Annotated in this window: 16 protein-coding genes; 4 read left to right on the top strand and 12 right to left on the bottom strand. The window is 46.3% G+C overall.

Annotated elements, in window-relative coordinates; translation table 11 throughout:
* A partial coding sequence (locus QUA38_RS17615; RefSeq protein WP_333163896.1) for a phytanoyl-CoA dioxygenase family protein occupies window positions 1-795 on the bottom strand: 795 nt, incomplete at its 3' end.
* A 182-nt stretch (window positions 796-977) separates the two neighbouring features.
* Window positions 978-1577: a glyoxalase-like domain protein gene (locus QUA38_RS17610; RefSeq protein ID WP_333163894.1), complete on the bottom strand. Its 600-nt coding sequence runs from the start codon at window positions 1575-1577 to the stop codon at window positions 978-980.
* Window positions 1578-1697: 120 nt separating this feature from the next.
* On the opposite strand from QUA38_RS17610, the gene QUA38_RS17605 reads away from it, so the two are divergent.
* Window positions 1698-2102, top strand: coding sequence for a gamma-glutamylcyclotransferase (locus tag QUA38_RS17605; RefSeq protein WP_333163892.1), 405 nt, complete (start codon window positions 1698-1700; stop codon window positions 2100-2102).
* 20 nt (window positions 2103-2122) lie between these two features.
* Here QUA38_RS17605 and QUA38_RS17600 read toward each other — a convergent pair whose 3' ends face one another.
* On the bottom strand, window positions 2123-2842 hold the full coding sequence (locus tag QUA38_RS17600) for a response regulator transcription factor (RefSeq protein WP_333163890.1): 720 nt from the start codon (window positions 2840-2842) through the stop codon (window positions 2123-2125).
* A 54-nt stretch (window positions 2843-2896) separates the two neighbouring features.
* Window positions 2897-3172 (bottom strand): ATP-binding protein, encoded by a 276-nt coding sequence (locus QUA38_RS17595; protein ID WP_333163888.1) that lies wholly within the window; start codon window positions 3170-3172, stop codon window positions 2897-2899.
* Window positions 3173-3714: 542 nt separating this feature from the next.
* Between QUA38_RS17595 and QUA38_RS17590 the strand changes: the two genes are divergently transcribed.
* Window positions 3715-6243 (top strand): NACHT domain-containing NTPase, encoded by a 2529-nt coding sequence (locus QUA38_RS17590; RefSeq protein WP_333163886.1) that lies wholly within the window; start codon window positions 3715-3717, stop codon window positions 6241-6243.
* A 166-nt stretch (window positions 6244-6409) separates the two neighbouring features.
* On the opposite strand, the gene QUA38_RS17585 is transcribed toward QUA38_RS17590, so the two are convergent.
* From QUA38_RS17585 to QUA38_RS17575, 3 genes are all read right to left on the bottom strand, one after another.
* A complete protein-coding gene (locus QUA38_RS17585; RefSeq protein ID WP_333163885.1) occupies window positions 6410-7015 on the bottom strand; it encodes a zf-HC2 domain-containing protein in 606 nt (201 codons plus the stop codon).
* Window positions 7016-7154: 139 nt separating this feature from the next.
* Entirely contained in the window at window positions 7155-7814 is a 660-nt protein-coding gene (locus QUA38_RS17580; protein ID WP_006631278.1) for a sigma-70 family RNA polymerase sigma factor, read from the bottom strand.
* A gap of 122 nt (window positions 7815-7936) precedes the next feature.
* Window positions 7937-8428, bottom strand: a complete 492-nt coding sequence (locus QUA38_RS17575; protein WP_333163898.1) for a molybdenum cofactor biosynthesis protein MoaE — start codon at window positions 8426-8428, stop codon at window positions 7937-7939.
* A 637-nt stretch (window positions 8429-9065) separates the two neighbouring features.
* Here QUA38_RS17575 and QUA38_RS17570 point away from each other — a divergent pair.
* The gene (locus QUA38_RS17570) at window positions 9066-9464 is read left to right on the top strand and encodes an SH3 domain-containing protein (RefSeq protein ID WP_333163882.1); all 399 of its coding nucleotides are present in this window, start codon (window positions 9066-9068) and stop codon (window positions 9462-9464) included.
* Window positions 9465-9601: 137 nt separating this feature from the next.
* Here the strand turns inward: QUA38_RS17570 and QUA38_RS17565 are convergent, their stop codons facing one another.
* Window positions 9602-10582, bottom strand: a complete 981-nt coding sequence (locus QUA38_RS17565; RefSeq protein WP_333037021.1) for an aspartate carbamoyltransferase catalytic subunit — start codon at window positions 10580-10582, stop codon at window positions 9602-9604.
* A gap of 644 nt (window positions 10583-11226) precedes the next feature.
* On the opposite strand from QUA38_RS17565, the gene QUA38_RS17560 reads away from it, so the two are divergent.
* Window positions 11227-11445: a DUF4327 family protein gene (locus tag QUA38_RS17560; protein ID WP_006631282.1), complete on the top strand. Its 219-nt coding sequence runs from the start codon at window positions 11227-11229 to the stop codon at window positions 11443-11445.
* Between the two features lie 151 nt (window positions 11446-11596).
* Here QUA38_RS17560 and QUA38_RS17555 read toward each other — a convergent pair whose 3' ends face one another.
* The 4 genes from QUA38_RS17555 to QUA38_RS17540 form a co-directional block, all read right to left on the bottom strand.
* Window positions 11597-12838 (bottom strand): protein kinase domain-containing protein, encoded by a 1242-nt coding sequence (locus QUA38_RS17555; RefSeq protein WP_333163880.1) that lies wholly within the window; start codon window positions 12836-12838, stop codon window positions 11597-11599.
* An 810-nt stretch (window positions 12839-13648) separates the two neighbouring features.
* Window positions 13649-15955, bottom strand: coding sequence for a serine/threonine phosphatase (locus QUA38_RS17550; protein ID WP_333163878.1), 2307 nt, complete (start codon window positions 15953-15955; stop codon window positions 13649-13651).
* Window positions 15956-16301: 346 nt separating this feature from the next.
* Window positions 16302-18857 (bottom strand): DHH family phosphoesterase, encoded by a 2556-nt coding sequence (locus QUA38_RS17545; RefSeq protein ID WP_333163877.1) that lies wholly within the window; start codon window positions 18855-18857, stop codon window positions 16302-16304.
* 118 nt (window positions 18858-18975) lie between these two features.
* Window positions 18976-19689 (bottom strand): PD-(D/E)XK nuclease family protein (locus QUA38_RS17540; RefSeq protein WP_333163875.1); only part of this gene is annotated, 714 nt, incomplete at its 5' end.

Here is a 19689-nt window from a genome sequence, read left to right as displayed (position 1 = left end):
TGCTTTCTTTAGAAGTAGTTTCAGCCTGCTTGGCAACAGTTGATTGAGATCCCAGCGATAACCAAGGTATTTCAAATGATTCCAGGGGTTCAGGAAACCTGTATGAAGATTAACAAACTCTGGCTGGGACTTACCGTTACGGGCAACCACAAAATAGGGTGGTTTGAGAGAAGGATCGACGTGATTGAGGGACATATATTCAATCACATAAGCCCAGCGGGTTTCCTGCGAAACATTAGGTGTGGTACTGTGAAGTGTCAGCGAGGAAAACAGAACAAGATCCCCTGCTTCTGCTTCAATGAAGAGTGGACTGTCAGGAGTTCCATCATACACAGCATAGTTACCTTCAAATTTGTGCGGCAGCCGTTTTTTGTGACTGCCCGGTTGTAACCACAGCCCACCATTTTCGGGGGTCATTCTGGTAAGTGCAATCCACAGTTGGTAGTGATTATCCTTAAGGTTGCTGTAGCCATTGTCCTGATGCCAAGGAAAGGTTTCTGCTCCCGGTCCTTTGGCTACTGCCTGATCCCACCGCACCCAGAAATTTGGACCAATGAATTGTGCAAGCAGTTCCACCAGGCGGGGTTGAGAGATGAAGTTTTGGATTTTTTCACTGTATTGGAATAGCTGACTGTGAAAAGTTAAGCTTCCTTTATTCAGATTATTGTCAATGTGCTTCGGATCGGCTTCTTTAATATCCTCGATCAGTTTTCTCATCTCGGCTTCTGAAAAAAACCCCCGGAACTTAACATATCCATCTTGATTAAAATGATCGATTAATGTTGTCTGTCCCATCTGCTTTACCTCTTGAATCAATTTCTCGGTTTTAAACAATGTTTGGTAGAAATTAAAAATTTAGTTAATTGGCAACGGAGACGAAGAAGTCATAGCAAAAATGACTGGCAAACTTGTAACTTTAGAAATCCGGTTTCTCCAAAAAACCGGATTTTTATATCTAAATTTTTTTGCCTGTCAGCTTAATTACTAACCTCAGCCATTTCAATCACGCGACCGTCGTAATCCTTGACCAAAAAATTCAGCGGCTTTTCCCGGCGAATTTTATAACTAATTCCGCGAGTTTGTACCCTCATCAATAGCTGATCCAAACAATCGCGATCGAAACAAACGTGACGCGGGCGATTTTTTTCCCCTACACCGGCGCCGCTAATAATGTGCAGTTGGGTATTTTTCATCAACTGATACCACAAACCCTCGGGACTCCCCAGCGTTTGAGAGGTCGTTGCCCTCCCCACATTCGGCGACAAATACAGCGGATCGATACCAGTTGTCCCCAAAGTTTGCTCGTAATTGTAGTAGTAGTGCAGCGGCACTTCTGCTACTGGCAGGTTTAGCATACCTTCATAGAACTCCCTCGCTTGTCCGAGATCCGATACCATCACCGTGTGTACCTTCGGAGCACTGGTGAGAAACATCCACATCGCCCCCGCATAGGCTGCCAGCAGCATCACCATAATCCCTTGAGTCGAAAACAAGCTGTCCAGGGGCAGGGACGGCAAAAAAGAGCTCAAGTACAAAGGCCCAAGTCCAAAAGCAATAAAACTAACTGCTAGAGTCATGAATTATAAGAAAGGGTAAACAACAAAATTTATCAAGATTGCAGTCGCGATCGCCCGCGAGGCTTAAACTATTAGCTTAGCCATCTATGTTAGCAAAAACTAGCGGTTAAGCCCTACCCGATGAAAGTCTTTGTATACGGCACACTCAAACCGGGGGAGTGCAACTACCTCCGCTACTGCGCAGGAAAAGTTGTGGATGCTTGCCCCGCGATCGCCCGCGGTCAACTTTTTGCGCTGCCGATCGGCTATCCTGCGATGATCGCCGGAGATGGCACAGTCTGCGGTTTTCTCCTCTGTTTCGCAAACTCGGCTATTTTGGACGATTTAGACCGATTGGAAGACTATCATCCGCTGCGGGCACCGACACAAAACGAATATCAGCGACAGGAAATCGAAATCTTCGATCGACACCTCAAACCTTTAGCCACGGCTTGGGCTTACTTCATGTTACCCGATCGCGTTCGTTCTCTAGGAGGCATCTGGCTGCCCGACGGCAGGTGGGAAAATAGGTTTTTCACCAAATAAGGTGGTTAATGCCGATGAGCTTAGGAAATTGCCATTGTAGTGCGATCGGGCGGATCGAACTTGTAACCGTAACCCCGAATAGTTTTAATAAACTGCGACCCCGTAGCATCAACTTCAATCATTTTCTTGCGAATCTGACCGATATGTACGCTAACAACGTTCTCTTCTGCTGTGTCGTTGCAGTTCCACCCCCAAATTTTTTCAATTAGCTGTTGGCGACTCCAAGATTGACCGCAATGACTTGCCAAAAAATACAGGATATTAAATTCCAAGGCTGTTAGCTTGATAATGCGATCGTTGAGTGTTGCTTCCCGGCGCGCTGAATCGATCGCGAATTGATCGAATACAATACGTGATGGAGTCACAGGTCTCATCCGTCTCAACACAACTTCTATACGAATTGCCAACTCGGCCAAACCAAAGGGTTTACAGATATAATCATCGGCACCGGCGGACAGGACTTTAAGTTTATCAGCTTCGTCTGTGCGGCTGCTTAGCATGATCACAAAAACATTAGTACGGCGCTGCATTTCCTGGCAGAGGTGATAGCCTGTAGTATCCGGCAAATTCCAATCGAGGACTACTAGCAGTGGCTTTAGTTTCTCAAACAATTCTAAAGCCGTCTCGCCATCTGCTGCCGAATCTACTTGATATTTCTGAGTTAAAAAACGATGAACTAGAGTGCGGATGGAAGCGTCATCATCCACCACCAGAATCTTGGGAGTAGTATCAGTAGTCATCACCAAAAAAAATATTTTTCTTGTCAGTTGAAAGTTCGCAATTACAGTACAGCTTTAGTCAAGCATAAATCCCAGCTCGCTCCAAATAACTGGCAATTCTTCAATCAACTTAGCTTGGAGGTCAAAAGGCTCTCCCATATCCCAAATTTTGACTTCTAGGCGTTCGTTAAACACGGTTATTTCAAGGTTGATAGGAGTTTGGAAGGGCAGATTCTTGTGAGCGTGGCGAACAGCATTGGTAAACCCTTCTATCGTAGCAAGTTTGCACTGCTGCAAAACTGCTTCGGGAATGGTTAGATACTCTAAAAAAAAAACTGCTCGACCCACCATAAAACTTGTGTAACACTCTTGAGGTCAGTATTTAGTTGAAGGTGAATAGTTTTAATCGGCTGATTATAACTCCGATAAAAGTGGCGATTTGGTCCTTTTTTTACGGGCAAATTAAACCTGTTTAAAAAATTAAGTACCCGATCAAAATAACCAGATTGATTTTTCTGCTGGGCTGGTCTTATACCTGGATGAAAAATTTTCACAATTAACAGACAGTTTCGATGCTCACAAGTGCGTGTATAGCTTAGCTTATCTGCAATTTTGCTAATAAGTTTTATGCCGATGCCACGGGATGGAATTTCATTGATATTATTGCTCATCTTGCTATCCTTTCTCATCATTTAATAGGGAATTTTTAGAGACACAATAGAGTGGCATTCTGAAGGGTTAATTTTGCATGATTTATGCCTGACTTTTCCCGTATGCCGTGCAGTTGTTGTCAGGATCATTTTCTCTTTGTTGCTGGGGTCTTGACAAACTCAGTTTGCGATCGCTAAACTGATCTAAAATTGACATTGACAATTAGAAAAGTAAATTATATAATGACGACCCTCAAAGCCTCTGAGGAGGGATTAGTAAAAATTAAGCAAGCTAGAAGAGAAAGGGGCTCGACAATAGAAGACCCCAAATGGTTAGTAGAAGCTAGTCAAAAATTAGAACCCGATCAAACTTGGACAGAGGCCGGGCCCTATGCCGATGGCCTGTCGCTGCCAACTTGGAGGCGCTTTTTAGGAGGAAGAGAACCCATTAAAGCTAATGCTTTCAAGGCTTTTTGCACGGTTTTGCAGTTGAATTGGGAAGAAATTGTCGATCGTCCTCCTGTAGCCCCCTCTTACCAAGGGAGGGTTGGGGAGGTTAGAGATTTTTGCCAACAGCCTATTGATTCGGTAGTGGAAGAGATACGGCAAAAATGCCACAGCAAAATCCAACAGCTTTACAGCAAAATGCAACTGTTGGATATTGCACAGCCCGTTGATATCAGCAAGCTCTACGTTGAAGTCAACATTTTGGAGGAAATTACCAGTTGGCAGCCGGGAGAAATTAGCGATTTACTCAGAGGCTTCAACCCAGATGCGGATAACTTTAACCGCTTAGGTTTAGGTAAAGTACGCCAGAAACGAGTACCAGGATTGGATGCGGTGAAATCTCACTCTAAACTGATGGTACTCGGCAAACCTGGTTCCGGTAAAACTACCTTTTTGAAACACCTCGCCATTCAGTGCGATCGCGCAAAATTTGAAGCAAACAAAATACCGATTTTTATCCCTCTGAAAACCTTTGCTGAAATCCCTAATCTTGACTTATTAGAATATATCAGCGACGAATTTGCCAGTTGCGGAGTTGAGGCGCGATCGCAAACTGAATTTGTACTCAGTCAAGGCAGAGGTTTGATTCTATTAGACGGCTTAGATGAAGTGCCAGAATCAGATAGCGATGCAGTCGTCAGACAGATTCGTCAGTTTGTCCAAAAGTATTACAACAATCAGTTTATTATTACCTGTCGAATTGCCGCTTCTAAGTACAGATTTCACGACGAAGCCTTTACCTGTGTTGAGGTAGCGGATTTTAATTGCGAGCAAAGCGCTGCCTTTGCTAAAAATTGGTTTGCAGCATTTTCCCAGAATCTGGAGGCAGGGAAAGCTTTAGCCTCTCAATTTGTAGAGACGCTGACACTGCAAAACTATCAGCAAATTCGAGAACTTGCAGTAACGCCAATTTTGCTTAATCTGACTTGTTTAGTATTCCAAGCCAAAGCAGATTTCCCATCCAACCGAGCCAAGTTGTATGAGGAAGGACTGGAACTTATGCTCAGAAAATGGGATGAAACTAGAGGCATTCAACGGGATGAAGTTTATCGAGATTTGAATTTGTGCCGCAAGAAACATTTACTTGCTTTTGTGGCAGCTATTACTTTTGAGCGGGGGGATTACTTTTTTGAAAAAAATCAAATCCAACAAGTGATTGCCGACTATCTGGCTAACTTACCCGATGCCACAAATGACCACGTTCAGTTAGAAATGGATAGTGAGGTTGTCCTGAAGGCGATCGAGGCACAACATGGCTTATTAGTGGAGAGGGCAAGAGGAATTTATTCGTTTTCTCATCTAACATTTCAAGAGTATTTCATGGTTAGAGAAATAGTTAACAATTCCGAGCCACAAGCTTTGGAAAAACTGGTCAGCCACCTGAGCGAGAAGCGTTGGCGAGAAGTCTTTTTACTCGCGGTTGGGATTTTGCGAAAAGCTGATAACTTATTGCTGTTAATGAAACAGCAAGTTGATGCACTCGTCGCGGACGATGAGCAGTTACAGCAGTTTCTAATGTGGATAAGAAATAAATCTATTTCCGTTAATGAGCCCTATAAACGATCAGCTATCCGCGCTTTTTATATGGGTAGAGAGGTAGAGCGCGTTAGTAACCGTAGTCCTCACTTGGAGGTTGACATAAGTTTGGTCCATAGCCTTGGTTATGCCATTGACCATACCTTTAGACCACCTCTGAGACTTTTTTTATTTGACTTTACTTCTTCTTCTTTTTCTGACAATACTTCTTCTTCTGACGATGAACGCGATTCGGATTTGACTATTGATATTCTTCTTGATCTTGGAATGCTCTATGCACTTGACCTTAATATTTCCTATGTTTATGCTGCTGCGTCAGCTCGCAATCTGATCTCTATCCTCGTCTTTACTATGAATTTGAATTTGGAACCTGAATTGAAGCTATCGCTACAACAACTCAAAAAACAACTATATGATTCAACATATACCTACAAAATGCAGGCGTGGTGGAAAATGGAGCGCGAGTGGTGGAAAGCTAAAGGTCAAGATTGGACTCAGCAATTAAGAAATGTGATGATTAAATATCGCAATATAGGTCACGATTGGCAATTTAGCGAACAGCAGAAGTCATTGCTGAGTAAGTATTACGATGCTAATAAATTGCTGGTAGATTGCCTTAATAGCGGTTGTAATGTATCTCCTGCTGTGCGGCAGGAAATTGAGGAGACATTGCTGTTGCCGATCGCAAATCTGCCAAAAATCGGTGACAAGTGCGATCGCCCGCTCTAATTCCAATCGCTACCTACTTTCATATCAAGATGCAATGCCCCACAATACGTCATTCAAAGCCAGGAAAGTGTCAGAGGATATATCCACTTTGAAAAACTGGGAAAAACCACAAAAGCCCCCTTTTTTAGGGAGCTTAGCAACTTCATTTATGCTCAAAATAGAAATCCTATTGCGCCTTTGGCAATGACTTTTGAGGTCTTGCTACACCAACTTTGGGAATATCCATTATCGGTGCATTCACCCCAAGCATCAAATCGTTGGGATTAACAATCTCCACCAGAGGCTCGTTCAAAGCCACCATCAAACCGTCAGATTCAGCAGGAATGGGAGATCGAGCAAACTCGGGAGCAAACCATTGGCGGCCGCCACCGACACCAGACACCATCGCAATCAACAAAGCTGCGATCGCACCTCCACCCAAAATCCAAGTTCGTTTCGGCTTGCGTTCCACCCGCTGCAAAACCTTCGCCGCCAACTCCTGTGCAGATTGTTCCGAAGCAGGCACCGGCATTGCCTGAATACTATGCTGCATCATCAGCAGTCGCGAGTACAGACGCTTCGTAGTGGGGTCATTTGTCAGCCACTCCTCCACTTCCCGACGTTCGGCAGCCGTCACTTCGCCATCGAGGTAAGCACTCAGTAATTCAAAGCGATCGCGCATCATAGTAGTTACATTTCCCTGGGGATAATTGTTGTTAGCTTGATTTTCAGCGAGTGAATCCCCGATACCTTGCTGATGCTGATTTTTATCCGATTCAAAGTTATAATTCATATTTCAAAATTGCTTTTATTGGGGAAGGATGCCCTGGCTATTAGATTGATTTACTGCTTATTTATATTTTAAAAGAGAAGTTTTGATATGACAGCAAACATGACCAAATCTTCTTGATCGACCTCTAAAAGCACTATTGCTAATTACCATCGAGATATTTTTGCAATTCCAACTGCAATCTTTGGCGAGCTCTAGCAATTCTCGACTTGACAGTTCCCAGAGAAACTCCGGTCATTTCGGCTATTTCCTCATAGGCTAAACCTTCAATTTCTCTTAAAACAATTGTCGTGCGGAATACTTCAGGCAAATCTGCGATCGCCACCCGCAACTGGTCGTAAAATTCTCTAGTCGTCAAATCTTCATCAGGCCCCGGACTGTCGGCCGGAATTTCCCAATCAACCTCGCCATCTTCCAGAGCACGGGGTACGTCCAGCGACAGCGGAGTTCGCACCCGTTTGCGCTTCCGCAACTCATCGTAAAACAAATTAGTGGCGATGCGGCTCAGCCAGCCCCGAAATTTAACAGGCTCTTGCAAGCGGTTAATATTGCGGTAGACCCGAATCCACACTTCCTGAGCCAAGTCTGCTCGGTCTTGCCAGTCAGGGGCCAAGTGATAGAGTACCCTGTCTACGTGGGATTGATACCGCTTCAACAGTTCTGAAAAGGCAGTGCTTTCAGGTCGATTTCCTTCCTGACAACGCAACACCAAGTCATAATTAGAGAGTTTTTCGGCTGGCAATTGCACTCTTTGAACGGTCGCCACAACCGCAGACCAGGACACGGAAATAAAGTCGCTCATCGGTGGAATTGGCTCATCGAACATTCCACACTTTTTGACGCTAGCAGATCCCGATTGGTTCCCGCACTCGGAAACTGCCATCGGCTTGAGTCATCAGACACTCAATGACTGCTGACTGCTTACTAATGCCCGACAACCTCGCACGCTCCAATACTAACCCAACTACTAGAACCGTCAGCCCAACGTTCCTTTTTCCAAATCGGTACATTGTGTTTGAGCGTATCTATGGCGTACTGGCAAGCTGCAAATGCCGAGTCCCGATGGGGACAGCCAACAGCCACCAGTACACTGATTTCGCCCACCTGCAAGTGTCCGACGCGGTGGTGAATAGCGACTCGATTGACATCGACCCACTGGCGACGGATTTCCGTAGCGATTTGCTGGAAGACTCGCACCGCCATCGGTTCGTAGGCTTGATATTCTAGGGAAATTACAGCTTGACCGTCAGTTTGGTTGCGGACTGTACCGCTCATTATTACCACGGCTCCGTTTGCGGGGTCATCTGCCAAAGCGTATATTTCCTCTATAGACAAGGGCGCTAAGGTAATGCCGAAGCTGTCTGATTCATGGCGTTGAGGAATTGTGCCGATCGAAAGTGCAGCGCTAGAGTTCATTGCCAAAGAAGTGGTGCTGGATAAGTTAATTGATCTTGACACAAATCAAGTCGCGATGGATTTGTCTTGCATTCTTGTCCGGGACACAGGGAGGCTAATTTTTAGACCATCTCGTAGCACGGGCAAGGGATTAGAGTTCTCGCCGCGAATCGCTGCACCAGTGCGATCGGCTACAATATGATTCACCAAAACCCAATTAATACCGTGCTTGAAGACGAGCAAAATACTTGTTCGATAAAATTAACTGCCGATATTGCTGTAGCAACCTCAATAAATAAATACACCCAATAAGTAGTGTCATTCGTAACTCAGTACAAGCAATCTCAACCCCCAAACGATTACTTTTTTCCCTTTTGAATGACACAGTTAAGTTTAATTCTGCCCTCCTACTTAATCCTCGTCGCGCAAATCTTTAACAGCAGATGTAAACTTTATTTATTTTTTTGTTCCGGAAAGCTACTTAGATGACATGATATACCTGTGCAGGGTTGAGGCAAGTTGGCGGATACTAGGCAAAAGCAAAACCGTAACGCCCTTATGTGCCTTTTATGAAACATAAGTTAATAGTTTGGGCTGTTAATTGAGGTTTCGACCTGAGTCTGCACCAATAAATGTTAAAAACAACTACGAGGAAACTATGGAAGCACTAGCATTGAGCCACTCTTTTGTTGCTTATGAATCTCCAGAGTCCGAACTCCAAGTCAAGTCGTTAGACGAGCTGGGCTTGAAAATTCCTAATTCTGCATGGATAGGCGTTGCAGGTATGGCAGTAGCTCTATCTGTTCTGGGTGTCGGTGGCGAAGCACAAGCAAGTTGCTACAAAAGCTGTGGCCATCGCAGCCATCACAGCCGTCACAGCTACGCTGAAGTTGCAACCAACGGCGGCCGACTGAATATCCGCCACCGCCCCGATGGCTGTTCTCATGTCATCGGCAAGTTATACAATGGAGACAATGTGAAATTGACCGGTCGTTACAGAGACGGCTGGGCCCAACTCAAAGGTGGCGGCTGGGTGAAAGCCTCGTGGCTTTCCTAACTCTTAACTAGAGCACTTTACATTTCTAGAAAGAGTGTTGATCGTTACCCGGCAAAACCGGGTAACGATTATTTTAAAGAGGCGATCGATCTTGAAAATCATGGAATATCCGAAATTCATGACTAACAACTAACAGCCTAAACTTTACCGCCGCCGATTAAATAAAGTAATGCCATCCGCACCGCCACGCCGCTGGTAACTTGCTGAGATATCAGGCTAAACTGGGCATCGTCCATCAAATCCGAACTAATTTCCACGCCGCGGTTAACCGGACCAGGGTGCAACACCTTTACATCAGGCTTGCAGAGTTTCAGTCGATCGCGCGTAATCCCGTACAAAGAATGGTACTCTCGTAAACTCGGCAGCAAATGGTCGCTCATCCGTTCCTTTTGCAGCCGCAAAGTCATCACAAAATCAGCATCAGCCAAAGCAGGTTCAAGCTGCCAATGCAAAAATAACTTGCCTTCCCTACCATCGCCACACTCAGCAAACAACAGTGGCAGCAAAGTCGGTGGCCCTGCCAAATGAACCTCTGCCCCAGAAGCCGTTAGACTCCAAATATTAGACCTGGCCACCCGCGAATGCAAAATATCCCCCACCACAGCAATTTTTTTGCCCGCTAAAAGTTCTAGCCGCGGACGTTCGGTATCTAACAGAGCACAAATAGTAAATAAGTCTAGCAAACCTTGCGATGGGTGTTCGTGCTGGCCGTCTCCAGCATTCAGAACGCTGACTCTCGATCCCAAGCGATCCATTTCCGAAGCAATCGTGCTGGGAACTCCAGCTTGTTCGTGTCGGATTACCATCAAATCTGTTCCCATCGCCAGATAAGTCTTAGCCGTATCCAGAATAGTCTCCCCCTTCGTTAGAGAAGAACTTCCCGGCGTAAAATTTAGCGTATCCGCCGACAGCCGCTTCGCCGCCAACTCAAAACTATTGCGAGTCCGGGTAGAAGGTTCAAAAAACAAATTCGCGACCACTTGACCCTGCAGGGCTGGCACTTTCTTCGTGCGGCGGCCGAGCACCTCCCGAAAACTGGCTGCAGTTTGCAGCACCGTATCGTATTCGTCCGAGGTAAAATCAGCCAGAGTGAGAATGTGTCGCCTTGTCCAAGTCATACAATTTTAGATTTTAGATTTTAGATTTTAGATTTTAGATTGACTCAATGAGGACGGACGATGGGTTGGGAACTTGCTTGTACGCCCGCTCTGCTGTGGCCTTTGAATGTTCGATCGACATTTAGGGGTGGCGATTAACAGTATCCAACAATTTTTGATCGCTTGCGGTGAGTAGAGTTATAATCAGTTTATGTAGCTCAGACCCCACTCTCACAGCGAACCCAGCGTCGAAGGTGAAACAAGTGTGGTTTACCCGCAGGAAAGCGGAAATTACGCTGTAGCAGCGAAAGCGCAGTAGTTGCAGTTTCTCCTACGCAAACTCAGCCTTGTCAAGAACAAGCCGAACGCAGCCCTTGCATCTACCACTATGTGGAAACAATCGAGGCGGCAAACCTCCCACTGTCGATCGACAGCATATAGCGGGACATTTTAAAGATGATTAATTCTTTGAAGTCGGTCTTGACTCTTCAGTCCTGCTTATAGGCCCTTGTCAAAACGAACTCTGTTAAGATACAAGTTGAATATGTAGCTTCCCGACAAAAATCTACACGTATCTTGGCGAGACTGTTCTTGGCGAAACTGCGGTAAAAAGTGAGAGCTGGGAAGTGGTAATTACACAAGATTTAAACAATTCAAGAGGTATTATGAGCCAGCAGGTTATACAGCCGATGGTTAAGTTCCAGCGTCAGGTGCATTCTCTCGTCACGTCTGACATTATCAAACCGACAGACAGCATTTGGAAAATTGCTCTGCTTTACGGCGACGAATGGCCGTACTGGAAACAGCAATTGCTAGAGTTTGATTTTTCTATGCAAGACCCCGTGAGCGAGTTGATAGCTGTAGAAGCTTGGGACGAGGAATAACAGAGGAGACGGAGGAATTGGGTGTCGAAGAGAAATTTCGAGGCGATCGGGTAAATTTTCTTTCATAAATTTCCGTTGCTAAATTCTTCCCTCTTCTCTCTTCCTAATAAATTTTGACTTTTGGCTTTTGAGTTTTGACTTCTGACTTTTGTTAAAGGGAAGCTGCTAAAGCTCGAGCTAATTGTTGAGCAGTTTGAAAGCGAGCCCCAGGCTTAGCTGCCGTGGTTCGCAAAATGGTTTCCCGCAGCTTGGGGGCGATGGTCGGAATATTTTCGAGCTTAAACCCGTAACCTCCAGCTATTTTGCCGTAAAAGTTTTGAGGGCTTTGGGCCGTCAGCAAAAAAATTAAAGTAGGTCCAATAGCATATAAATCCGACTGAGGGAGAGGCTGTCCCCGGTCTTGTTCTGGTGCGGTGTAGCCTTCAACGCCGATGCGAGTGCCCGGAGGAGTGCCGATTTCTTTAACGGCGCCAAAATCCAGCACTGTAATGCAATTGTCGCGGTGGCGCACCAGCAAATTAGCAGGTTTAATATCCCGGTGGACGATCGGGGGTTTTTGAGAGTGAATGTAGTCCAAAACCTCACAGGTTTGGATCATCCACTCTATTGCTTGTTGGGGAGCAACAGGCCCGCGGTTGTAGATGCGTTTTTCTAAATCCTCGCCGTGGAGCATTTCCATCACCAAGTATTTTTTCCCCCCTTCTACAAAAAAGTCAAAAAACTGAGGAATTCCCGGATGGTGGAGGGCCTTGAGAGTTTTAGCTTCACGTTCAAACAGTTCTTGAGCTTTGGCGATTTGAGCCATATCAGCATTCATTTCCTTGAGGACTACCAGAGAAGCTGCAGGAGAACTTCCGGGTTGTTGAGCTTTCGCTTTATCTCGATCCCAGGCTAAAGTCGTTGTCCCCATACCGCCTTGACCCAAAGTTCGCAGCACTTGGTAGTGGCGCACCGTGCGATCGACTTTAATCGGTTCGCCGCAGTGGATGCAGAATAAATTCCCCGGCGGGTTTCCCGCGTGGGTACACCTCGGTGCCACGAGATTGACGTTGGGGTTCGCCTCAATTTTGCCGCCAAGTTCAATATTAATAACTTGGAAATGCAGAATGGGGCCGCCCCGTGCCAACTGGATCAGGGCACCGTCGGATATCCAACCCTGAGACATGAGAATACCGTTCACCAAAGTGCCATTTGTCCCGGAATTGACTAAGTACCACTGGCTGGACTTCCCGCTATTAACTCTTTGCAATTCCAGATGCTGCCGTGATACTAGAGCATTGGGGATCACAACGTGATTTTCAGGAGAGCGACCGATGCGAATAATGGATTCGCTCTCGAAACTCCACTGTTGCAGGGGGGTCTGTTTGTCGGGATCTAAAAGAGTCAGCAGCATTTTCGATTGATGTGGTTGAACTCCCTGATGTGGCAGTGAGAGTTGGCGGAAATTTACAGATGAGGGGCGTAGGGCTTTTAAAAATTAGAAATTAAAAATTAATTATGAGCTTCACAGGTGAGTTTCACTAAACCTTGATAATATCCTGATTGTGATTAAATATTCCATAAACCATGAATTTATAAATAGTTTTTTGGGAACAATTATTCATAAAATTTGTGAGGGGTCTATCGCTCCTTAAAACACAGTCGATCGATTTAACAATTGCAACAACAAAAACTAGGTAAACAATTGCTAAACTTTTACGTAAATTTGATGTAGCAGCAGATTGCGATGTCAGCCCCCCATATAGTAGGGCGGACACTTCCCACCTATGCCCACCTTGCCCCGATAGCGATCGAGTATAAAACAGATTTGACATTAGCTAGCCGGCAGACTCACTTCATTTTAGTTGATTTTTTTTCATTACACTAACTCTTTTTGTAAGTGAAAGCTCTTTCAAATAGGATAAATCCACTTACTCTCAAGGAACTTTTTCCGGTAGATTACCTGAACAGAGTCTCAAAATTAAAGCTACGGATAAATGGTTGGTACTCCACAGATTTTCTGGAATAGTAGGGGTCTGTAATCACTTTTTGAACACTCAAACAGAAGTTGTTTCACCACCGGATACCTCGAAACAGAGCGAGCAGTAAAACCTTGCCCGGAAACGACAGAAGCTGTTTCCTTTCTCTGCAACAATTGCAGGTTTAACCCAGGCAGTCACGGAGGAAAAGCGCCACCTTTGAAAAAGCTGGCAGCATCCAAATTCTAAAATCGAAATGCGCCTACCTGCGCTCGAATGATAATTGCCGTGATATTGTCGTGACCGTTGCGTTTGTTGCCCTGTTCAATCAACTGGGCAACTCCCTCGTCGAGATTGGCTTGGGGATTGAACAGGGGTTCAAGAGTGCTCTGCCAGTGAGTCTCCAAAAAATCATTATCTGTCAGGCCGTCGGAAGCCAAAATTAATAAGGTGTCTTCGCACAAGTCTAAAAACTGCACGTCAGGCTTGAGAAAATTACTGTCTCGCGGGCCGATGGCTTGAGTTAGTTGATAGGCGTCGGGACGGGCATAAGCAGTTTCCGGGTCAATCCCGCGCTTTATTTCGCGCTGGCCTACTTCGTGGTCGGAGGTGATTTTTTCTAGGGTTTGTCCTTTTCTCAGTCGGTAGAGGCGGCTGTCGCCGACGTGGGCAACGGCGAATTGGGTGTCTTGAACTAAGACTGCGACTAGAGTTGTACCCATGCGGGCGCTGCCGGAGCGTCCGTCCTTTTGATTTATTTCAAAGATGGCTTTGTTGGCTAGCAGGACTCCCTCGCGGATGGTGTCTGCCGGAGGTAGTTGATTTTCCCAACTGGTTTGAAAGAATTCTCTGAGAGTTTCAGCGGCTAGTTGACTGGCTACTTCTCCGCTGTCGTGTCCGCCCATGCCGTCGCAGAGAATGTAAAGCCCTTTGGTTTGAAAAATGCGACCGTAGGAGCTTTCGATTTTGTTGAGCTGAGTCCAGATGCTGAAGAAGTCTTCGTTGTGGTCGCGCGTGCGGCCAACATCGGTGAGGCCTGCGTCTTCTAAGCTGTAAATCTGGAGTGGCATGGGCTGGGTTAAGACCTCGCCAACGTCGGGGGGCGACTCGTCGGGGCCGCGGAAAGGTCGGCGCGTCGGGGTTGAGCTTGGTGAAGGTGCGGGTTGGAGTTCGAGGGGAACTGTTTCTAGGCGCGATCGCAATTCTTCAATTGTGTTAATCTCGCCTCTGTACATTTGTTGCAGCAGTTCGAGCAAGGCGCCAAACTGAGTGCGATGATGATCGGACTGGCTAAATATCACCTGCCACAGTTGCCCCAAATCTACCAATTGCAGGTTTGAGCCGGCGGGTTCGGGATAGAGGTATTGCAGCCGCAAAGAAGCCAAGGAAAAGGAAGAGTCGGGGTTGACTCGCAAATTTGTCAGTTCCAACAAGCTTTGCCGACAGCGCCAGGGCTCTAGGGCAGCCCACAGTTCTGTCATTTCGTGCAGCCAGTATAAAATTTGCTGGGTGGAAGTTTCGGGTTGACTCCAGCGTTCTACCAGCAGCGGCCATTGGGAGCAGTCTTCTAGCAGCAGGACTGCTTGTTCGTTGTCTGACCAGCTATCGTGAATGACTGGCAGGTTTTGAGAGAATTGCCAGCGCAGTGCCAGATAAGGTTCAGCTATGCCTTGGCAAAGCTCTGCTAAGGCGGAGTTGGTTGAATTTTCTCTGCCTGTGATTGCTGCGGTATAGGGGGATGTTCGTCTGGCGACGCTGGCAGAGTTGGCTGCTAGCATGGCTTTGAGGGGTGACATTTCCAGCGGCTGACAGTCCAATACTGTTACTGCTACTGTGTCTGAGCGTTTTCTCGGCGGCACGGTTTCTAGGAGTTGGTAGCGCTGCTGAGTGTCTAAATAAGCTCCGGCTGGCTGGGAAGGTATTAAATATTCTGAATTGGGGATGGGGACTTCTTGAGACGGAGGGGAGGTGTCAGCGATGTTTGGGCTGTCGGGGTTCTCGGTTGCTTCTTGGAGTTGTTTAGGCTGTGGTGCGGTTGTAAAATTCTGTTCAGATGCGGTTATTTCGGGATCTGGTGCTGTAGTAGAGCTTTTTTCTGTTGTTTGAAAGGATGCTGGTACGATCGCCCCCACGGCTACCACAGGGTTTATTTCTCTGCTGCTGAATTCGCCGTCGCTTGGCTGTGGAGAAGTTGGTTCGACGGCTATTGGGGGTTCGGGGGGGGTGGTGATTTCTGTTTTAATGGCATCTGTGATTGGTTCAGCAGAGTTTTGGGGCGATGTAGTTTGTGGAATTATGTCTGGTTTTTGCGGAAACTCGGCTGGAGGTAGGGTTGACTCGTCTGGCTCGAGTGCTGGAAAATTCGATCGACCGCAGATAATGGCCCGCCACACTTGACCTGTTGTGACGCCGCAATTTTGACATTCTTTGGCGCTAAAAGCGACTTGGGCACCGCATTCGTGGCAAGGTTTGTAAATTAGGGAATTTCCGCACTGTTGACAAAACTTGTTTGGATTGGGATTTTCAAATTGGCAGCGAGGACAGAGAAGCATAGGGGTTTTAAATTGGAGATGGGCGATCGAGTTTGGCGGTGGGGAGTTTTGGGTTGTGGCCTGTGAGTTAGGAGTTATGAGTTTTGGGTCTGACTCGCAACGGATAACTCCCATTGCCCTATGCCTTATTTTATCGGGATGAATTCAGAAGTAAGATATTTCTTAGAACTGAGATGTTGCATCCATGTCAGGAATAGGTTAAGCCACATCTACAAAAACCTCTCTCGCTTCACAGGCCAAAAAGCCAGCCCCACCGACGGTAGCGAGGGCGGGCCCCACAAAAAAAACTTATCTCCTGAGTGGAACTGGCATCCTGCCTATGCTTAACAATGGTGGCAGATATCAGCTAGAAAAAATTTGCTGTAGAATCTTCTTGGAAAACGGTTTCTCGCGCTATCGACACAATGGTGGAAAGGGGTACTTCACAGAAATATTTCCGCCGGAATTGTTCTTCGGAGACTGCTGCTAGGAATTGTGCTGCAAAACGGGCGGCGATGGGGGAATTTGGCACGGAGAAATGGAGGGATTGGCTATCTAATAACGGTTGGGGGATTTGATCGGGCGCGTTTTCCTTCTGTGCGGTTTCGGGTTGTCTGGTGATGTGGAAAGCTCGATCGCGGTAATTGATTTTGAAACCGAGATATGTTAGGGTTTTGAACCCTAGTTGCAGCGATGTGTCGCTGATGCCGAGTTTTTGGCGGAGTTGCTGTCTGGTGACGGGTTTTTTGGTGCGGCTGAGGTATTTGGCGATGCCGATTAGCTGTTGGCAGATTTGCTGTGGGGGTACGAGTGGAGGTAAAGTATAGGCGATCGCAAGTTTTTTCTGAGTGTACTGTGCTTGCCGAAACCAGATCCGCAGTTCGTCCCAGCTTGCGGGGCATTCTTTGAGGACGATCGAGTTTTCGCGAGCGACCTTTTCGGAATTGTAAACTAGATTGTCGATCGGCATTTGAGATTCTAAGTTTGTGCTGGCTGCTAACAACTCTTCATCGTTATTTCTATTGCGCCAGTCTACAATCCAATCTATTTGAATCGGGGAATTTATTTGGTTGTCTTCCGTGCGTTCCCGCACTGCTACGAGGCGCACTTCATACCGCGATTTGTAAGTATTAAAATCGAGTTCCACCGTAACATCGCAGCGGCCTTGGGGAACTTCGTTTTGATTGTGTCCCCACCAAATGCCGGGAAATCCCGTATCGCTAGATTCATCCCGGATTGTAAATTCTGTTTTGATATATTCTACTTTTTGCCCTTTCAAATCCTTAATTTTTTGATTCCACAGATTGTCAAACCAGCAGTTTTCAATCAGCAACTTGGGTGCGGGGTTGCCCATGCCGCAAGGTTCGAGCAATTTTAATTCTTGAAATAAGTCTTTGCCTAATTCGGAGACAGTAATTTTTAGGTCGGCTTGAACGGGGGCGGCTGTTAAACTATCGGTGCTGTACTGTTGCCGCAGTTGCTGATTTACCGCATCGGTAAAGAGAGGGATATTTTCAACGGGGAGACTTAATCCGGCGGCGAAGGGATGACCGCCAAATCTGTGCAATAAATGCGCTTGGTCTTTGACTAATTGGTAAAGGTCGATTTGATTGGCGGAACGGGCGGAACCCCTGGCAATTTTGGATGGGGAAAGTGTTGGTGATTCTGAATCTAATAAGGATGTAAATTGCGTTTCCGGGGAATTTTCATTAATTTGTTCGCTTCCTTCTGTGCTGAATAAAATCACGGGCCGGCCATATTCTTGGGCGATTTGTCCCGCTACTAATCCTAATACTCCTACGGGCCATTGAGGGTCGCTGAGGACGATGACGCTAGTAGTTGAGAGGTCGAGTTTGGCTAATTTGGCGGCGGCATCTTTGGCAACATCTTTTTGTAAAGATTTGCGCCGGGAGTTGGCAATTTCGGTTAAGTTTGCTAGTTCTTCGCAGCGTTTTTTGTCGCGGCTGGTGAGGAGTTCTACGCAGAAGCTGGCGTCACCTTGAATGCGGCTGACGGCGTTGATTCGGGGGCCGAGCCCGAAGGAAATGTCGGTTGGGCGATCGCCCGATCTTTTGCACAGTTCGAGCAATTTTGCAACTCCTGGGCGGGTGGGATTTGCGATTTGTTTTTGCAGTTGTTGGATGCCGATTTGTGCTAGGTAGCGGCTGTCTCCTGTAAGTTGGACTAAATCGGCAATTAAGCCGATCGCTACTAATTCTAATAAATCTGTGAGCGGGCGCTGCGGAATATCCGGTAATGTGTCATATAATGCTTCAACTAATTTGTAAGCTACTCCAACTCCTGAAAGGTTAAACAGTTGGTGGTTTGGGGGAAAGTAGCGGGGATTGATAATGGCTGTAGCTGGCGGGCGATGGTCAGGTAATGTATGATGGTCGGTGACAATTGTATCGATGTTTAAGCTGGTGGCGTATTCGATTTCGGCGATGTTTGTACTGCCGGTGTCGCAGGTAATAATTAAGCTAATTCCCGATTTTGCTAAGGCGTTTATTCCTGTGATATTGAGTCCGTGAGATTCGGTTAAGCGGTTAGGAATGTAATAAATTAGTTGGTCATTTTGAGCAAAAAATTCTCCCAGTCCGTCCCAAAGTACGGAGGTTGAGGTAATGCCGTCGGCGTCGAAGTCTCCCCAAACTGCGACTTTTTCGGCGCTGTTTCGTGCTTGCTGGATTCTTTCTACCGCCCAGTTAATTTCTAGTCCGAATTCAAAGGGACTTGCTGGCTGGTAAAGTTGGGGATTTAAGAAACCGGGTATTTGTTCGGGGTTTTGAATTCCTCTATACCAGAGAAGTGCGGCGGCATAGTTTCCGGGGAGTTCTGGTGCATGGTTCCTGACAGCTTGGATCAGCCAAGCTGGGGGTTGGGATAGGGGTTGAGTTGGCAAATTTTGAAGTAGTTCTGTCATAAGTTATTTCATTAATTCCTGTAGGGGCGGGTTCACCAACAATCTTTCATTCACATCCACAATATCTATAAACCCGCCCCCACCGGGGACTAATAGTTGGCATAGTAAAAGATTTGAATTAAATAGACATTTCCTCAATGATAGCAAGATTTGGCAGCCAATCTGTGGGAGTTTCTGCGGAAAGATTGGATGAGGAAGCTGTGTAGTCTGTTGTGCGGTTGCAGCGAGTGGCAAATTGACAGGAATCGCAAAGATTGGAACTAATTTCTACTTGGGGTAAGAATTCGCCACCTTCGGTATAGCGCTGTCGCCACTCGGTTAGCTGCTGCAATAGGTTGGTTAAATCTTCTTTTGTGCGATCGTGTTCTGTTTGGTTGTAATAAAATGTGAGTTTTTGTGGCGGTTCTTCTCCTTGCAATTGTACAAACCAGTATGTCATGGAAACTTGTTCGGGGAAATAGTCGCTGGTTTCTACTAAAACATATAAATAGAGGCGAGTTTGCCAACTTTCCGCTATCCATTTTGATTTTTGAGGACGGGGATAGGTTTTCCAGTCGAGAATTTGGGCGACGTTTGGTTCTGCTATTAGCAAGTCATAGATAACGGTGAATAGGTAGTCTTGGAAAATTAGGGTGCGAGGGTGTTCGGCTTGGCGGAAAATTCGATCGCTATTTTCTGAATGGGCGAAAAGCTCGGGTGCGGCGTTGATAAATGCTGCCACACAGCGTCCCAGTTCGGGGTCTTGTTGGATGATAAATTCAATGGGAAGTCCGAGTTCTCGCTGCTGCATTAATAGGTGAAAGTGGCTTCCCCATGTGAGTTTTTCTTTGTG

It is taken from the genome of Microcoleus sp. Pol12B4, assembly GCF_036701385.1.
In the GTDB taxonomy this organism is placed as follows: Bacteria; Cyanobacteriota; Cyanobacteriia; order Cyanobacteriales; family Microcoleaceae; genus Microcoleus.
The sequence above is the reverse complement of the archived record's forward strand: the minus strand, read 5'-3'. Positions and strand labels throughout refer to the sequence as shown.

Coding starts and splice junctions, on each gene's coding strand:
- QUA38_RS17560 (WP_006631282.1), top strand. CDS start 11,227: ATGAGCCAGCAGGTTATACAGCCGATGGTTAAGTTCCAGCGTCAGGTG.
- QUA38_RS17570 (WP_333163882.1), top strand. CDS start 9,066: ATGGAAGCACTAGCATTGAGCCACTCTTTTGTTGCTTATGAATCTCCA.
- QUA38_RS17595 (WP_333163888.1), bottom strand. CDS start 3,172: ATGGTGGGTCGAGCAGTTTTTTTTTTAGAGTATCTAACCATTCCCGAA.
- QUA38_RS17600 (WP_333163890.1), bottom strand. CDS start 2,842: ATGACTACTGATACTACTCCCAAGATTCTGGTGGTGGATGATGACGCT.
- QUA38_RS17565 (WP_333037021.1), bottom strand. CDS start 10,582: ATGACTTGGACAAGGCGACACATTCTCACTCTGGCTGATTTTACCTCG.
- QUA38_RS17575 (WP_333163898.1), bottom strand. CDS start 8,428: ATGAACTCTAGCGCTGCACTTTCGATCGGCACAATTCCTCAACGCCAT.
- QUA38_RS17610 (WP_333163894.1), bottom strand. CDS start 1,577: ATGACTCTAGCAGTTAGTTTTATTGCTTTTGGACTTGGGCCTTTGTAC.
- QUA38_RS17555 (WP_333163880.1), bottom strand. CDS start 12,838: ATGCTGCTGACTCTTTTAGATCCCGACAAACAGACCCCCCTGCAACAG.
- QUA38_RS17580 (WP_006631278.1), bottom strand. CDS start 7,814: ATGAGCGACTTTATTTCCGTGTCCTGGTCTGCGGTTGTGGCGACCGTT.
- QUA38_RS17590 (WP_333163886.1), top strand. CDS start 3,715: ATGACGACCCTCAAAGCCTCTGAGGAGGGATTAGTAAAAATTAAGCAA.
- QUA38_RS17585 (WP_333163885.1), bottom strand. CDS start 7,015: ATGAATTATAACTTTGAATCGGATAAAAATCAGCATCAGCAAGGTATC.
- QUA38_RS17545 (WP_333163877.1), bottom strand. CDS start 18,857: ATGACAGAACTACTTCAAAATTTGCCAACTCAACCCCTATCCCAACCC.
- QUA38_RS17550 (WP_333163878.1), bottom strand. CDS start 15,955: ATGCTTCTCTGTCCTCGCTGCCAATTTGAAAATCCCAATCCAAACAAG.
- QUA38_RS17605 (WP_333163892.1), top strand. CDS start 1,698: ATGAAAGTCTTTGTATACGGCACACTCAAACCGGGGGAGTGCAACTAC.